Source organism: Hydrogenophaga sp. (genome assembly GCF_019635465.1).
Lineage (GTDB): Bacteria > Pseudomonadota > Gammaproteobacteria > Burkholderiales > Burkholderiaceae_C > Hydrogenophaga.
On sequence record NZ_JAHBZK010000002.1, the window covers coordinates 239,775 to 256,674 of the forward strand.

Sequence of the window (16,900 nt, forward strand, 5' to 3'; positions counted from 1 at the left end):
CGATCCAGTTTTCCCTACTTCAGTGGCTCCTCGCCCGGGCCGACATAACTGACACGAACCTTTCTTCCATCACCCAAGAGGCCATCATGAGAAACAACGGTCCGGTCACGCAGCGCGAATACGTCATGGAAGACGGTCAGACCCTGGTCTCGACCACCGACCTCAAGAGCCGAATCGTTTACTGCAACCCTTCATTCGTTGCCGTCAGCGGCTACGAGTCCGACGAACTGATCGGCCAACCCCACAACATGATCCGCCACCCGGACATGCCGCAGGAGGCCTTTCGCGACATGTGGGCCACGATCGAATCCGGCAAGCCCTGGTCGGGTCTGGTGAAGAACCGCCGCAAGAACGGCGACCACTACTGGGTGCAGGCCAACGTGACGCCGGTACTCGACGATGGGCGCGTGACCGGCTACATGTCGGTGCGCACCAAGCCCTCGCGCGAACAGGTGGCCGGCGCCGAAGCGCTGTATGCCCGCATGCGCCAGGAAGCGGCCAGCGGCCGACTGGTGCACGTGCTGTCCCGTGGTGAGGTGCGCCAGAAGACGCTGGGTGGTTCGGTGGTGCGCAGCCTGCGCTACATCGGCGCGCAGCGCAGCGTGATGGCCCTGGCGGTCATGGGTGCCGCCGGTGCGACCCTGGGCGCCTACCTGCCGAGTCATGCGCTGGCCATTGGCGTGACAACCCTGGTCGCCTTCGCGCTGGGCGGCTGGCTGCAACACATGGGTGTGCGTCCGCTCGATCGCATCCTGGCCTCGGCCAACCGGCTCGCCGCCGGCGACCTGGCCAACCGCCGCAGCGACGGCGGCGCCGGCATGATCGGGCAGATCCACCGCGGGCTGACCCAGCTCAACGTCAACCTGCAGGCCGTTGTCAGCGACGTGCGCACCCAGGTCGACGGCATGCACAGCGCCACGCGTGAAATCAGCGCCGGCAGCACCGACCTGAGCAACCGCACCGAAGCCCAGGCCAGCAACCTGCAACAGACCGCGGCGTCGCTCGAACAGATCACCGCCACCATCCGCTCCAACGCCGAGGCGGCACGCAGTGCGGCCGACCTGGCCAGCTCGGCGCGCGAGCAGGCCGTCAAGGGCGGTGAGGCGGTGGAATCCGTGGCGCGCCGCATGGCCGAGATCCAGGCCGCGAGTCACCGCATCAGCGAAATCGTCGGTGTGATCGATGGCATTTCGTTCCAGACCAACCTGCTGGCGCTCAACGCCGCGGTCGAGGCGGCGCGCGCCGGTGAACACGGCCGAGGCTTCTCCGTCGTGGCCGCCGAAGTGCGCTCGCTGGCCGCGCGGGCCCGCGAATCGGCCAGGGAAATCAAGACGCTCATCGAAGCCTCGGCCGAGCAGGTCGAGGCCGGCGTGGGCCTGGTGCAGCAGACGCGCAGCACCGTGCAGGAGACCGCGGGCACCATCGGCCGCGTAAGCGCCCTGGTGGCCGAAATCAGCGCCGCCTCGGCCGAGCAATCGCAAGGTGTGGCCCAGGTCAACGACGCGGTGACGCAGCTCGACAGCCTGACGCAGCAGAACGCGGCCATGGTCGAGCAGCTCTCGGCATCGGCCGCCGCCCTGTCGGCGCAGGCCGGTACGGTCACCGCGACGGTGCGGGTGTTCAAGCTGTGACACCAGCCGCCCCGCCGCGCGGATGGCGTGGCCATCCCCTGCCCTGGGTGCTGGTCACCCTGTTGGTCGGCGCCCTGGCCTCGGGGTTGGCCGGCCATCGGCAATTGAAGGCCAACGAGGCCTACATCGAGTCGCGCTTCGAAACCATCTCGCGCGGACTGGCCGACGCGGTGCAGGACCGCCTGCAGCTCTACGAATACGGTTTGCGTGGTGCGCGCGGTGTGTTGCAACTGGCGGGTGAGGAGGGTATCTCCGACGATGCGTTCCAGCGCTACATGCGCACGCGCGACATGCCGCGCGAGTTTCCGGGCTCGCGCGGTTTCGGCTTTATCCGGCGCCTGCCGGCCACGGTGCCTGTGGGGGTGCCCAGAGCCGATGGTCATGCACCGATCCGCCAACTGGCCCCGCACAACGGCGAGCGTTTCGTGATCGAGCGCATCGAGCCGCTGTCCATGAACCGGGAGGCGCTCGGGCTGGACGTGGCCTCCGAGACCACGCGCCGCGAGGCCGCGGTGGCCGCGATGCAGCGCAACCGGGCGGTGATGACCGCGCCCATCACGCTGGTGCAGGCCGAAAACGCGCGCCAGCGCGCCTTCCTGGTCTTGCTGCCCCTGTACCGCGACGGCCCCGTGCCATTGGACGCCGAACAGCGCGAGGCCGCTGCCTATGGCTGGGCCTACACGCCGCTGGTGATCGACGAGGTGCTGGCCGGCTTGTCCCTGCACAGCGAGCACATCGCGCTCACGCTCACCGACATCACCGATCCGCAGGACCCGCAGGCCTTCTTCGACACCACCGACCGTGGTGCGGCGGTGGCCCACAACGCCATGTCCGACAGCCTGCTGCGCACGCCCTTTGGCCGCTCGTGGGCGGTGCGCACCGAGGCCCGACCGTCGTTTGCCAGCCAGTTCAGCCTGCTCGCACCACAGACTGTGGCCTGGACAGGCTGCCTGGTCACCTTGCTGCTGGCGGCGCTGCAGTGGGCCTGGCTGGCCTTGCGCCAGCGACGCCTGCAGGCGCAGACGCTGCAGGCCCGACTGGCCACCATCATCGAGAACGCCAGCGACGCCATCGTTGGCCAGGACGTCGATGGCCGCGTGATGCTGTGGAACCAGGCGGCCGAGCGCCTCTTCGGCTGGTCCGCCGACGAAGCCATGGGCGACAGGGCGAGCGAGCTGTTGTTGCCCCCGGAGCGCCAGGACGAAGCGCGCCAGCTCGCCAGCCGGGTGCTGGCGGGTTCGCGCATTCCCCGCCAGGACACGCAGCTGCGTCACCGCGAAGGGCAAATGATGGCGGTGGCCATCACCGCCAGCGCGATCAGCGACCACAAGGGCCGCGCGGTGGGTATGGCGCTGGTGATCCGCGACATCCGCGACCGCAAGGCTTATGAGGAACAACTGCTGCAGCTCAACGCCGAGCTGGAATGCCGCGTGCAACAGCGCACCGAATCGCTGGAAGAGGTCGAGCGCTTTCTGCGCACCGTGCTCGACGCCGTGCCCTCGAAGATCGGCTACTGGGACAGGCACCAGATCAACCGCGCCGCCAACCGGGCCTACCTGGCCTGGCGAGCGCCGCAGGGCGGCACGCTCATCGGGCGCACCATCCATGAGGCGGTGGGCCACGCGGTGTACGAGCGGTTCAAACTGCGCATCGACGCCGTATTGCGAGGCGAGCCGCAGCACTTCGACGCCACGCTCGACGAACCCGGCACCGGCCGCCCGCGCGAGATGCGGCTGAGCTACCTGCCCGACGTGCAGAACGGCGAAGTGCGCGGCTTCTACACCATCGTCGACGACGTCAGCGAACTCAACCGGACCCAGCGCCAGCTCGAAGCCGCGGCGCGCCAGCAGGCTGCCGAACGGGTGCGCCTGCAGAGCATCCTGCAAGGCACCAATGCCGGCACCTGGGAATGGAACGTGCAGACCGGCGAGGTGGTGTTCAACGAGCGTTGGGCGGCCATGCTCGGTTTCGACTACGACGAGTGGCGACCCATGGGTGTGCAGGTGTGGCACGAGCGCACGCACGCCGACGACTTCCAGCGATCCAGCCTGCGGCTGCAGCGCCATTTCGATGGCGAAGACGATTTTTACGAGTGCGAGCTGCGCTTGCGCCATGCCGACGGCCACTGGGTCTGGGCGCTCGATCGCGGCCAAGTCTGCACCTATACCCCCGACGGGCGACCCGAGTGGATGTTCGGCACCACGCTGGACATCAGCGCCATCAAGGCGACCGAAGAACGTCTGCGCGACAGCGAGTCCTTTCTGGACCGGGTCAGTCAGGTGGCCGGTGTCGGAGGGTGGCAGTTCGAAGTCGCCTCGGGCCGCTTCACGTGGACGCGCCAGACCCGCCGCATCTGTGAGGCACCAGCCTGGTTCAAGGACGACGTGACGGGCGCGCTGTCGTTCTACGCCCCCGAGGCACGACCGGTGCTGCAAGCGGCCTTTGATCGCGCGCTCAGCGAGGGAGTGCCGTTCGACATCGCCTCGCCGTACCGCACCGCGGGTGGCCGCGAACTGTGGGTGCGCACCGTGGGTGTGCCCGAGTACGACCCCACGCACCCCATCGGCACACCGGTGCGCTTGGTGGGTGCCATTCAGGACGTCACCGACCGGCACCTGGCCGAGCAGGCCTTGCGCGACGCCACGCAAAAAGCGCAGGCGGCCAGCCAGGCCAAGAGCGCCTTCCTGGCCAACATGAGCCACGAAATCCGCACACCGCTGCACGCGGTGCTGGGTGTGGCGCACCTGCTGTCCGACACCGAGCTGAACGCCGACCAGCGTGCCTTGCTGGGCAAGGGGCAGGCGGCCGGGCGCGCCCTGCTGGGCATCGTCAACGACGTGCTCGACCTGGCCAAGATCGAAGCCGGCGAGATGCACCTGGCGCGCGAGCCGTTTGCGCTGGGGGCGCTGCTGCAGGAGCTGGTGGCGGTGTACGCCGTGCCGGCCCGCGACAAAGGCGTGACGCTCTCGCTCGACGGGCTCGATGGCTTGCCCGAGGCCATGCTGGGCGATGCGGCCCGCCTGCGCCAGGTGCTGGCCAACCTGGTGGGCAATGCGCTCAAATTCACCGAGCGCGGCGAAATCCGGGTGCAGGTGTCTGTCAGCGAGGTGGACGGTTCGCAGCGCATCCGCCTGAGCGTTCACGACAGCGGCATCGGCATCGCGCCCGACGTGCAGTCGCGGCTGTTCCAGCCCTTTACCCAGGCCGACGACACCACCACGCGCCGCTTCGGCGGCACCGGCCTTGGCCTGTCGATCGTCAAGCACCTGGTGGGCCTGATGGGGGGCTGCGTTGGCCTGCGCAGCACCGAGGGCCAGGGCAGCGAGTTCTGGATCGAGCTGCCGCTGGCGCGCGCGCAGCTGGCCGACGCCGCCCAGGCACCGAGCGCGCCAGTGGTGCGGCGGCTGCAGGGCGTGCGTGTGCTGCTGGTCGACGACAGCGAAATCAACCGCGAGATCGCCGGGCGCATGCTGACGCAAGTGGGTGCGCAGGTGCGCACCTGTGCCGATGGCGCGCAGGCCCTGGCGCAATTGCAGGCCGCGCCGCAGGCCTTCGACATCGTCCTCATGGACGTGCAGATGCCGGTGATGGACGGACTCGAAGCAACGCGCCACATCCGCGCCGATGCAACGCTGCGCGAACTGCCGGTGATCGCGCTGACCGCGGGTGCCCTGGCCGACGAGCGCCAGCGCGCCCTGGACGCGGGCTTCACCGCCTTCCTGCCCAAACCGCTGGAGCCGCGGGACTTGCTGGCCACCATGGGCCGACTGGTTGGCGTGGGGGCGGACGACGACAGGGCCATGGCGTCCTCGACCACCTCACCCGATTCGACCTGGCCCGCATTGCCCGGCGTCGACACCCGGCGCGCCAGCGTGCGCCTGGGCAATGACCTGGCGCTGTTTCGCAAGCTGCTGGGCCGCCTGCTGGACGAGCGTGGCGACTGGTCGCGCGAGGTGCCCGCCACTGCCGGCCACTGGACCGATCAGGCCCGGGCCGAGTGGCGCGCGCGGGCCCATCGCCTCAAAGGCAGCGCCAGCATGCTGGGCGCACAACCCGTGGCCAGCGTCGCGGCCAGGCTGGAGGTCTTGCTGCAGACACCGGGTGTGGACAACCAGGCGGCCGCGGCCATGCTCGGCGAATTGCACGCCGCGTTTGCCGGTATCGATGAGGGCGCCAGAGCGTGGCTCAACGACGCCAGTGCGCACGCCGCCGACGAAGACGGTCTCGCACTCGACGCCGATGCGCAAGCCGACGCCGAATCGCGCCTGCTGATCGAGCTGGGCGAGCAGGACCTGTCGGCCATCGACACGTTTGGCGCTTGCCGCCCCGGTCTGGTCCAGCGCCTGGGGCGCGAGACAGTGGCCGCCGTCTCGACCGCGCTGGACACGCTCGACTTCGCACGTGCGCTGCAACTGCTGATCGAAGCCAACGCGGAATCCACCTCGGAGGCAACGCCTTGAGTGCGACATCCGACACCGCGGCCCAAGGGGTCGCATCCCACAACTGACAGGAAGAACAACATGAACCTGCTCTCCAACCTGCGCATCGGCATGCGCCTGGCGCTCGCCTTCTCGATCACTCTGCTGCTGTCGTTGATCGTGGTGTTGATCGGCATCTCCCGCCTGGCCGATCTGAGCACCAGCCTCACCCTCATTGGCGAAGACCGCGTGCCCAAGGTGCAGCAGGTGGTCTCGGTGTCCGAGAACCTGAACCTGATTGCGCGCGAGCTGCGCAACACGCTGATCTTCGCCGACCCGGCGAAGCTGCAGGCCGCGATCGACACCATTGGCAAGGCGCGAGAAGACATCTCCGCGACGATCGACGCCATGGTGCCCACGATTGCCAGCGAGGCGGGCAAGGCCAAGTTGAAGCCGGTGCTGGATGCGCGCAGCGCGTTCCTGCCGTTGCAGCAGGAGATGATCGACTTGGTGCGCGCGGGCAAGCGCGACGAGGCCACGGCCTTTCTGGGGGACCGCTTGCGGCCCGCTCAATTGACCTACATGGAGGCGCTCAACGAGTTCAAGGCCTTCCAGATCAGCCTGATCAATACCGCCGCCGTACACGGCAGCGAGACCTACGAGAGCGCCAAGCTGTTGATGGGTGCCCTGATGGTCGCCATGCTGGCCCTGGGTGGACTGACCGCCTGGTTCATCACACGATCGATCACACGGCCGATTGGCGAAGCGGTGCAACTGGCCGACAAAGTCGCCAACGGCGACCTCACCGCCCGCATCGATGCGAGCGCTCGCGACGAGACGGGTCAGCTGTTGCGCTCGCTCAAAGCCATGAACGACAACCTGGTGCGCATCGTGCAAGGCGTGCGCACCGGCAGCGACAGCATCGCCACCGGTTCGTCGCAGATTGCCATCGGCAACGCCGACCTGAGCCAGCGCACCGAAGAGCAGGCCAGCGCGCTGGAGCAGACCGCCGCCTCGATGGAGCAGCTGGGTTCGACCGTGCAACAGAACGCCGACAACGCGCGCACGGCCAACCAGCTCGCACAAAGCGCGTCCGAAGTCGCAGGGCGGGGCGGTGACGTCGTGGGTCAGGTGGTTACCACCATGCAGGACATTCAACACAGCAGCCAGAAGATCGCCGACATCATCGGCGTCATCGACGGCATTGCGTTCCAGACCAACATCCTTGCGCTCAACGCAGCGGTCGAAGCCGCACGCGCGGGTGAACAGGGCCGCGGCTTTGCGGTGGTGGCCGGCGAAGTGCGCAACCTGGCTCAGCGCAGCGCCGAAGCCGCCAAGGAGATCAAGTCGCTCATCGGCACCAGCGTCGACCGCGTGCAGGCAGGCAGCGACCTGGTGGCCCAGGCCGGCAGCACCATGAACGACATCGTGAGTTCGATCCGCCGGGTGACCGACATCATGGGTGAGATCAGCAGCGCCAGCGCCGAGCAGAGCGCCAGCGTGTCGCAGGTGGGTGACGCGGTGACGCAGATGGATCAGGTGACACAGCAAAACGCCGCGCTGGTCGAAGAAAGCGCCGCCGCCGCCGACAGCCTGAAGAAACAGGCCGAGGCGCTCGTTCAATCGGTGGCCGTCTTCAGGCTGTGAGGCCGAGGGGTCGGCGCTGCCGCCCCGATCGAACCTGCTTCAGCCCCGCACTTTTTCGGCCTGCACCCGGCGCACCAGCCGGTCGATGGCTTCGAGCAGCTCGTCGCCGGTGTTGGGCTTGTCGATGAGCTCGCTGATGCCGGCGCCGGGCGCTTCGCGACGCAGGTCGGGGCTGATGTAGCCCGAGGTCATGGCCACTTCGCGCGCGGGGTGAATGGCGCGCAGCGCGCGCGCCAGCTCCAGCCCGCTCATGCCGGGCATGGAGTGGTCGAGGATGGCGAGTTCGTAGTCCAGGTGCTGCTCGCGCACCGCGCGCAGCGCCTCCGTCGGACTGGTGAACACCAGCGGTTCGTGGCCCGCACGGCACAGCAGCCGGTGCATCAGGTCCGCGATCAGGGCATCGTCGTCCACATACAGGATGCGGGTGGACACAGGCGCGGTGGATAGGCCGCCGCTGTCGGTCCAGCGCGGCTCGCCCTGGGCGTCTTCGAGCAGCGAGGTGGCGGCTCGCAGGTAGACGTCGAACACCGTGCCTTCGCCGGGGCGGCTGGCCACGCGCACCGCGCCCTGGTGGTCGCGCACGATGCCGTGCACCACCGCCAGGCCCAGGCCGGTGCCTTCGCCCGGCGCCTTGGTGGTGAAGAAGGGCTCGAACAGCCGCGCCATGGTGGCTTCCTTCATGCCGTCGCCGTTGTCGGCCACGCTCAATCGCACCGAGGCCTCGGGCCAGTCGTCTTCGGCGCTGTCGATGCCGGCACCGGTCTTGAGCAGGGGCACCGGCCCGTGGTGCGGCGCCAGCTCGATGCGCAGCAGCCCATCCGGTCGATCGCCCATGGCCTGCCAGGCGTTGGTGCACAGGTTCAGCAGCACCTGCTGCAACTGCGTGGGGTCGGCCAGCACCACGGGCGTGGCCGGGTCGATGTCGACCCGCAGGTCCACACAGCGGGGAATGGTGGCGCGCAGCAGGCGCACCGACTCGTCGACCACGTCGCGCAGCGGCATCACGCGCCGCTGCAGCGTCTGGCGCCGGCTGAAGGCCAGGATGCGCTGCACCAGCTCCTTGGCGCGGGTGCCGGCCCTGAGGATCTCGCTCACGCTCTCGGTGATCTCGCTCTGGCCACGCGCGTCCTCGAACGCCAGCCGGGCGTTGCCCAGGATGGCGGCCAGGATGTTGTTGAAGTCGTGCGCGATGCCGCCGGCCAGCGTGCCCAGAGCCTCGAGCTTTTGCGACTCGCGCAACTGGGCCTCGAGTGCCATGCGCTGCTCTTCGGCGCGGCGGTGCTCGCTCAGGTCGAAGTCGATGCAGAAGATCTCGATGCCGCGCTCGGGGTGTTCGGTGATGATTTCGTTGGCGCTCACCTCGACCGGGCTGCCGTCCTTGCGCTGCAGCCAGTGCACGCCCGAGTTCAGGCTGGTCTTTCCATCCATGGACTGCAGAAAGTTGCGGTCGAAGCTGCCGCGCTGCGCCGGCGGCACCACCAGATCAAGCATGCTGCGGCCGATGGCTTCCTGGGCGCAGTAACCGTACAGGTGCTCCGAGCCCTTGTTCCAGTAGCGCACGATCATGTCGGTGCCATAGGCCTGCACCGCGATGCTGGGGATGCTGTCGAAGATGCGGCGGAAGCGGTCTTCGCTGGCCAGCTCCAGTGCCCGCGCGCGCACGCTGTCGGTGACGTCGCTGATGAACACCCGCCAGCGCCGGCGTCCGCCGTGCAGGTCGGCGGGCTTGCTGGTGCCGCGCAACCAGCGCGTATTGCCTTGCGCGTTGTGGATGCGCCATTCGTGCGCCCAGGCCTTGCCGTCGCGCGTGGCGCCGATGAACGAGTTGCGCAGGTAGCGGCGCTGGTCCTGCGGCGCCATGAGCCAGATTCGGGCCTCGTCGGCCATGATGGTCTGCGCGTCCAGGCCCCAGAGGTCGATGCAGCCATCGCTGATGTACACCAGCGCACCCTGACCGTGCTCGTCGAGGTCGTACACCAGCACGGCGCCGTGGACCATGTCGGCCAAGGCATCGAGGGTGTCGATTTCCTGCGCACTGAACGCTGGGTGGGCGGCGCTCATCGAAGGTGTCTCCATCGGGCCCGGTCGGGCCGGGCGGTGACGGAATGTAGACCCATGGTGTGTGCGATGGAACGACCGGCTGGCGCCGCAGAACCGGGTGTGTGCGCCAACCGTGACATAGGTCCCGCTCTGGGGTCAGGCCTCGATCAGGCGGGTTCCCGGATCTGGAAGGTCGACACCAGGCCCACCAGTTCGCCCGCCTGCGTTTTCAGGCTGGCGGCGGCGGCGGCCATCTCTTCCACCAGGGCCGCGTTCTGCTGCGTGCCCTCATCGATCTGGCCCACCGCCGCGGTGACCTGCTGCACGCCGCTGGCCTGCTCCTGGCTGGCGCCGCTGATGCGGGTCACGGTGTGGGTCACGCGCTCGATCGCCTCCACCACGCCGCTCATGGTCTGACCGGCGCGGTCCACCAGCGCACTGCCTTCGTCCACGCGGGACACGCTGGCGTCGATGAGGCCCTTGATCTCTTTGGCGGCTTCGGCACTGCGCTGCGCCAGGTTGCGCACCTCGCTGGCCACCACCGCAAAGCCGCGGCCTTGCTCGCCGGCGCGTGCGGCTTCCACCGCGGCGTTGAGCGCGAGGATGTTGGTCTGGAAGGCGATGCCGTCGATGACGCCGATGATGTCGGCGATCTTCTGGCTGCTGCCCTGGATGTCGCGCATGGTGCTGACCACCTGGCCCATCAGCGCACCGCCGTCGCGGGCCACGCCACTGGCGTGCTCGGCCAGGCTACTGGCCTCCTGGGCGGCTTGTGCATTGCCGCCGACCGTGGCGCCCAGCTGCTGCATGCTGGCCGCTGTCTCTTGCAGGGCGCTGGCCTGGCGCTCGGTGCGCGCCGACAGGTCCTGGTTGCCGCCGGCGATCTCGGCGCTGGCCGCGGCCACGTTCTGCGAGCCTTCGCGCACGCGCGAGACCAGGCTGCTGAGCTGGCCCTGCATGTGGCCCAGTGCCTTGAGCAACTCGGCCAGTTCGTCGCGACCATCGGCTTTCACCTCGCGAGTGAGGTCGCCACCGGCAATGGCCTGGGCAATGCCCACGGCCTCGCGCACCGGGCGCGTCACGCTGCGCGGAATCCAGATCACCAGCGCAATGCCGACGAGCAGCACCACGCCCACGGCCACCACCAGGGCACGCTCGGCGTTTTGCACCAGGTGCTCGGCCTTGCGTGCGGCCGCGGCGGTGCCTTCGAGGTTGAAGGCCAGGATGGCCTGCATGGCGGTCAGTGACTGGCGAAACGCGGCGGGGCCGACGTCGTCGTACAGGCTGCGGGCGAGTTCGATCTGCTCGTCGGCCAGCGAGGGGTCCGCGCCTTCGATGCCCTGCTGGGCGGCGGCGAACCACTTGTCGCGCTTGGCCTGGTAGTCGGCGTACAAGGCCTTCTCGATCGGACCTTGCGGGTCGTCGGCTTCGTAGGTCTCCAGCGTGGCGGCGTAGATGGCGGTGGCCTTGGCCAGGCGTTTCTCAATCACGTCAAGCTGGGCCCTGGCGGTGTCGGCGCCCTGGATGCGGCCGGTCACGAAGTCGCTCACCAGCAGGTAGTGGGCCGACAGGCTGTCCTTCATGACGCCCAGGTTCTCGATCGCGGGGATCCAGGAATCCGCCACTTCGGCGGTTTCGTACTTGATGGTCTTGTTCTGCCAAAGGGCCTGGGCGGTGCCGAGCACGGCCAGCACCAGGATCAGGGCCAACCCGGCGGTGATGCGGGCGCGGATGCTGAATCGGTTGAGCTTCATCGGTGCGAAAGGAGAAGCCGCCCTCCGGGGTGGGGCGGGTCCTGTCGCTTTCGGCCGTTCAGGGGTCGGACTTGAGCCGTCCGGGGCGGTGGACCTGCCCGACGGGCCTCAAATGGCCGCGCTGGTCAGGTCCGCGGGCAGCTCGGCGCAGGCCCCCTGGCGGATGGCTTGCAGTGCTTCTGCCTCGGTGCGGTAGAGGTGCAGGCGCTCACTTTCATACAGGTGACCCGCCTGGCGGAGCAGGGTTTCCACGGGGAGCTTGATGCCGACGAGGTGCAGGTGCACCCGGCGGTCGTCGAGCTGCTCGCGCACGCGGCCAAAGGCTTCAGCGCCGGTGGCGTCGATCCAGTTGATGGGGTGGGCGATCAGCATCACGTGCAGGGTGTCCGGGCTGGCCTGCATGTGGTCGGCGATGGCGCGCTCGAAGCCGGTGGCGGTGGCGAAGTCCAGCGCCGCGTCCATGCGCAGGGCGAACAGTTGCGGCGCCAGCGGCGGCAGCGCCCACAGGTGGCGGTCGCGCAGGCTGCCGTCGGCGTGCAGGCCGACCTCGATGATGCGCGGGTGCAGCCGCAGGTACAGGAAGTGGCTCAAGGCCATCACCACACCGGCCAGCACGCCCCAGTACAGGCGCGGTGCGGCCAGCAGCGTGATGGCCGCGGTGATGCCGGCAATGGTGGCTTCCACCCGCGACAGCCGCCACAGGTGGGTGAAGGCCCGCGGCTTGAGCAAGCCCCACACCGGCAGCACCACGATGGCCGCCAGCACGGCCAGTGGCACGTGGTACAGCATGGGCATGGCCACCAGCAGCGCCAGCAGCACCACCACCGCCGAGAACACCGTGGCCCAGCCGGTGCGCGCACCCGCGTACAGGTTGAGCGCCGAGCGCGAGAAGGACGAACTGGTCGGCATGGCACCGCTCAGACCCGAGGCGATCTTGGCCAGGCCCTGGCCGATGAGGTCCTGGTCCTGATCCCAGCGCTGGCCGCGCTGGCCGTTGTCCACCTTGGCGCTGCTGGCGGTCTCCAGAAAACTCACCAGCGTGATCATCAGCGTGGGCAACAGCAACGCGCTCAGGCGCTCCCAGCCGGGCCAGCCCGGCCAGTAGGGCATGGGCAGGCCGTGCGGCAGGTGCCCGATCACGGCGCCGCCGGCGGCCTCAAAGCCGCTCAAGCGGGCCAGCCCGGCGCTGGCCAGCACCAGCACCAGCACCGACGGAAAGCCCGGGCGGATGCGCCGCGCCGCCGCCAGCGCCACCAGCGCGCCCAGGCCAAAGGCCGCTTCGCGCCACTGCCAGCCTTGCAGGGTCTGCAGCGCCTCGCGATCCACGAAGCCCAGCAGCGCCGGCAGCTGCGAGCCGATGATGAGCACCGCCGCCGCCTGCGTGAAGGCCATCAGCACCGGCGAGTTGACGAGGTTGAGCAGCCAGCCGTAGCGCACCGCGCCCAGCAGCACCTGCAACAGGCCCGAGAGCACCGCCAGCCACACCGCCAGCTGCACCCATTCGGCGCTGCCGGGCGTGGCCAGCGGCGTGAGCGAGGCGCTGACCAGCAGGCAGGTGAGGGCCGTGGGACCCACCGACAGACGCGGCGAGGCCGAAAACAGCACCGCCACGATGGCCGGCAGCATGGCCGCATAGATGCCGGTCTGCAGCGGCATGCCCGCCAGCGCGGCGTAGGCCACGCCCTGCGGGATCACCATCAGGCCAACCGTCAGACCGGCGAGCGCCTCGCCACGCAGCAAGGCCGCGTCAGCGCGCGGCCATCGCAGAAAAGGGAAGAGGCGGGGCCACATTCGAGGTTGTGCGTTGGGGGTTTGGCGTTGGGCGAGGGGGGAAGCCGCGAGCGTAACGCGGTCGCGAGCCGTTTTGCGTTGAGGGTGGAGCGGCCACGCTCAAGGCACCCTACCGCCCAACGCCCAACGCCCAACGCCCAACGCCCAACGCCCAACGCCCAACGCCCAACGCCCAACGGGCCTCAGCGCTGCGGCATGTCCTGGTACGAGTAACCCAGGCTCACGGTGGCGTCGTCGGGGATGGGGGGCATGGTGGCGTGCCAGGCTTCCCATTGCGCGCGCAGCGAGGTCAGGCGCTCGGGCTCGCGTTTGGCGCGGTTGGCGCGCTCGCGCGCGTCCTGCGCAATGTTGAACAGGTAGTCGTGGCCGTCCACGCGCAGGTACTTCCAGTCGCCGTCGCGCAGGGCGCGCTGGCCGCGGTGGTTCATGCGCCAGTGCATGGGGCGCGCGAAGGTGGCCTCGGGCTGGCGCCACACCGGCAGCAGCGACACGCCGTCGGGCGCGTGCGAGGCCGCGGGCGCCACACCAGCGGCGTCGAGCAGCGTGCGCGAGAAGTCCATGCTCATGCCGTGCTGCGCGGTGGTGGTGCCGGCCGGCACCTGTGCGGGCCAGTGCACGATCCAGGGCACGCGGATGCCGCCTTCGGTGAGGTCCATCTTGCCGCCCACCAGCGGCCAGTTGTCCGAGAAGCGCTCGCCACCGTTGTCGCTGGTGAAGACCACGATGGTGTTCTCGGCCAGGCCATGGCGCTTGAGCGCCGCCATGATCCAGCCGATGCCCTCGTCCATGTGGTGGATCATGCGGCGGTAGCTCTCGATGTTGCCGCCGTCGAGGTGGAACAGGTTCTTCGCCACCTCGGGCGCCACGTGCGCGTCGTCGCGCGTCTCCCAGGGCCAGTGCGGCGCGGTGTAGTGCAGGCTGAGCATGAAGGGCGTGCCTGCCCTGGCGCCGTCGGCCATGCGGTCCACGTAGTCGACCGCGCGATGGCTCAGCAGATCGGTGAGGTAGCCGACCTCGGGCTTCTCTTCTTCGCCGAACCACAGGTCGTGGTCGCCGGTGCTGGAACAGTGGGTGAAATAGTCCACCCCGCCCGCCATGGGGCCGAAGAACTCTTCATAGCCCGAGCGCAGCGGCCCGAAGGCCGGTGGGTAGCCCAGGTGCCACTTGCCGATGAGTGCGGTGCGGTAGCCCGCATCGCGCAACAGCGAGGGCAGGGTGGGTTGCTCGGGTGGCAGGCCCAGGGTCTGGCTGTGGCGTGCCTTGCTGTTGATGGGCTCCTCGGCCGCGCCGCGCAGCCGGTACTGGTAGCGCATGGTCATCAGCGCAAAGCGCGTGGGCGAGCACACCGGCGAGTTGGAATAGCCTTCGTTGAACTTCAGGCCACCCTCGGCCAGCGCGTCGATGTGCGGCGAGACGCGGCCGAAGCCGGCCTCGCGTCCGCCGTAGCAACCCAGGTCGGCGTAGCCCAGGTCGTCGCAGACGATGTAGACGATGTTGGGTCGGGTCATGCCTTCTTACTCGACTTTCATCCCGGTGGCTTTGACCAGCGCGCCATAGCGGTTGCGCAGGTCGTCCAGACGCTTGGCGGCGTCGGCACCGCTCAGGCCTTCGTAGAACAGGTCGAGGCTGGCCATGCGGGCCTGCACCTCGGGCACGTGCAGCGCGTCGGCAATGGCCTTGGCCATGGTCTGCACCACCGCGTCGGGCGTGGCGGCGGGCGCCATCACCAGGTACAGCACCTCTTGCTCCAGGTCTTTGAGGCCGACCTCGCCGACGGTGGGCAGATCGGGCGCGAGCTTGGAGCGTTGGCGGCTGGTGACGGCCAGGGCCTGGATCTTGCCGGCCTTGACGTGCGGCAGCATGCCCGGCGTGGCCAGCGTGCCGCCGTCCACCTCACCGGCCAGCACCGCGGTCACGGCCGGCGTATTGCCGCGGTAGGGGATGTGGTTGAGCTTGTGCTTGGTCGCCTCGTTGAACAGCTCGATCGCCAGGTGGCCCGGGCTGCCGCTGCCGGCAGAGCTGAAGTTGAAGGCCTTGGTCTTGCTCTGCTCCACCAGTTGCGGCAGGGTCTTGAGCCCGGTGGAGGGGTGCACGCCGATCAGCAGGCCCGACGAGGCCATGATGATCACCGGCTTCATGTCGCCCACCTTGAAGCCCTGGTTGGCGTACAGGTGCGGGTTGATGGTGAAGGTCGAGTCGATGCCGAACATCACCGTGTAGCCATCGGGCGCGGCCTTGGCGACCTCGGCCGCGCCGATGTTGCCGGCCGCGCCGGGCTTGTTCTCGACCACGAAGCTCTGCTTGAGCGTGCCCTGCAGCACATTGGCCACCGAGCGCGCCAGCGTGTCGGACGGACCACCGGCGGGGAAGTTGTTGACGAAGCGAACCGCTTGCGTGGGCCAGTTGCCCTGGGCGTGCAGGGCGGGGGTGGTGAGTGTGGCGGCCAGGCAGATGCCCAGCAGGGCGCGGCGGCGAGTGGTCATGTGAGTTCCTTTCGGGTGCGGTGGTCAGTGGTGCGATGACGAATGACTTGGGCTTTGCCCGGGATGACGAATGACCGGAGACGCAGTCATTGAAGCGGCAGCGAAGTCATTCGTCCTTCGTCATTCGTCATCTCAGTCAAGCTGGATGCCGGTGGCCTTGATCGGGGCTTCCCAGCGTTTGAGGTCGGCAGCCTGGGCCGCGGCGAGTTCGGCCGAGGTCGAGCCCACGGCTTCGTAGCCCAGGCCCTTGAGGCGCTCGGCCAGGGCGGGCGATTTGACGGCGGCGCTGACGGCCTGCTGCAGCCGGTCGCGCGTGGCGGGCGCCATGCCGGCCGGGCCGTACATGGCGAACCAGGCGGTGGCCACCATGTCGATGCCGCTCTCCTTGAGCGTGGGCACCTCGGGCACCTGCGGGTCGCGCTGCTCGCCGGTCACGGCCAGGATGCGCACCTTGCCCGCGCGGTGGAACTCGGCGGTCTCGGAGACCACGTCGAACTTGTAGTCGATGTGCCCGCCCAGCAGCGCGGTGTTGGCGGGGCCACCACCCTGGAAGGGCACGTGGTTGAGCTTGGCACCCACCTGCTGCTCGAACAGCACACCCATGAAGTGCGGCAGCGTGCCCAGGCCCGGCGTGCCGTACGACGACACGCCCGGTTGCGCCTTGGCGTTGTTGATCATGTCGGTCAGCTTGGTGGCCTTGCTGGCGGGGCCCGCGACCACGCCGAACTGGAACTTGGCGATCAGCGAGACCGGGGTGAAGTCCTTCACCGCGTCGTAGTCGAGCTTCTTGTAGACATGGGGGAACAGCACCATCGGCCCGCTGGGCAGAATGATCACCGTCTGCCCGTCGGGGGCCGAGCGCTTGACCTGGCCCAGCGCGATGCGACCGCCCGCACCGGGGCGGTTCTCCACGATCACCGGGTCGTACTGGTTGTGCAGGTTCTCGCCGATCAGGCGCGCCAGCGTGTCGGCCGACCCCCCGGGCGGAAAGCCCACGACGATCTTGAGCGGGATCTTGTCTTGCGCAATGGCGCCGGTGGCGATGGTTGCCAGCAGGGCGCTGGCCAGCAGGGCACGGCGGATGGGGGTCATGTGTGTGTCTCCTCGCGAATGGGTGGCGATGGGTGGATCAACGC

9 protein-coding genes are annotated in these 16,900 nt (G+C 68.8%); 3 read left to right on the top strand and 6 right to left on the bottom strand.

The window, feature by feature from the left end:
- The first annotated feature begins 86 nt into the window (after positions 1-86).
- From KF871_RS02745 to KF871_RS02755, 3 genes are read left to right on the top strand one after another with little or no spacing between them, the layout of a single operon-like run.
- Positions 87-1,631, top strand: coding sequence for a PAS domain-containing methyl-accepting chemotaxis protein (locus tag KF871_RS02745; RefSeq protein ID WP_291137959.1), 1,545 nt, complete (start codon positions 87-89; stop codon positions 1,629-1,631).
- Positions 1,628-6,091: a PAS domain S-box protein gene (locus KF871_RS02750; protein ID WP_291137962.1), complete on the top strand. Its 4,464-nt coding sequence runs from the start codon at positions 1,628-1,630 to the stop codon at positions 6,089-6,091. The genes KF871_RS02745 and KF871_RS02750 overlap by 4 nt, the downstream gene beginning before the upstream one ends.
- A 60-nt stretch (positions 6,092-6,151) precedes the next feature.
- A complete protein-coding gene (locus KF871_RS02755) occupies positions 6,152-7,696 on the top strand; it encodes a methyl-accepting chemotaxis protein (protein WP_291137964.1) in 1,545 nt (514 codons plus the stop codon).
- 39 nt (positions 7,697-7,735) lie between these two features.
- Here KF871_RS02755 and KF871_RS02760 read toward each other — a convergent pair whose 3' ends face one another.
- The 6 genes from KF871_RS02760 to KF871_RS02785 all read right to left on the bottom strand — a co-directional run bounded on the left by KF871_RS02760 (position 7,736) and on the right by KF871_RS02785 (position 16,856).
- The gene (locus KF871_RS02760; RefSeq protein ID WP_291137966.1) at positions 7,736-9,757 is read right to left on the bottom strand and encodes a PAS domain S-box protein; all 2,022 of its coding nucleotides are present in this window, start codon (positions 9,755-9,757) and stop codon (positions 7,736-7,738) included.
- A 146-nt stretch (positions 9,758-9,903) separates the two neighbouring features.
- Positions 9,904-11,490 (bottom strand): methyl-accepting chemotaxis protein, encoded by a 1,587-nt coding sequence (locus KF871_RS02765; RefSeq protein ID WP_291137967.1) that lies wholly within the window; start codon positions 11,488-11,490, stop codon positions 9,904-9,906.
- Between the two features lie 108 nt (positions 11,491-11,598).
- Positions 11,599-13,281 (bottom strand): SulP family inorganic anion transporter, encoded by a 1,683-nt coding sequence (locus tag KF871_RS02770; RefSeq protein ID WP_291137969.1) that lies wholly within the window; start codon positions 13,279-13,281, stop codon positions 11,599-11,601.
- 182 nt (positions 13,282-13,463) lie between these two features.
- Positions 13,464-14,789 carry a sulfatase-like hydrolase/transferase gene (locus KF871_RS02775; RefSeq protein WP_291137971.1) on the bottom strand — a complete coding sequence of 442 codons (1,326 nt, stop codon included), beginning with the start codon at positions 14,787-14,789 and terminating at the stop codon, positions 13,464-13,466.
- Positions 14,790-14,795: 6 nt separating this feature from the next.
- Complete coding sequence (locus KF871_RS02780; RefSeq protein ID WP_291137973.1) at positions 14,796-15,764, bottom strand: tripartite tricarboxylate transporter substrate binding protein; 969 nt, start codon at positions 15,762-15,764, stop codon at positions 14,796-14,798.
- A gap of 132 nt (positions 15,765-15,896) precedes the next feature.
- Positions 15,897-16,856, bottom strand: a complete 960-nt coding sequence (locus tag KF871_RS02785) for a tripartite tricarboxylate transporter substrate binding protein (RefSeq protein ID WP_291137975.1) — start codon at positions 16,854-16,856, stop codon at positions 15,897-15,899.
- Positions 16,857-16,900 lie beyond the last annotated feature (44 nt).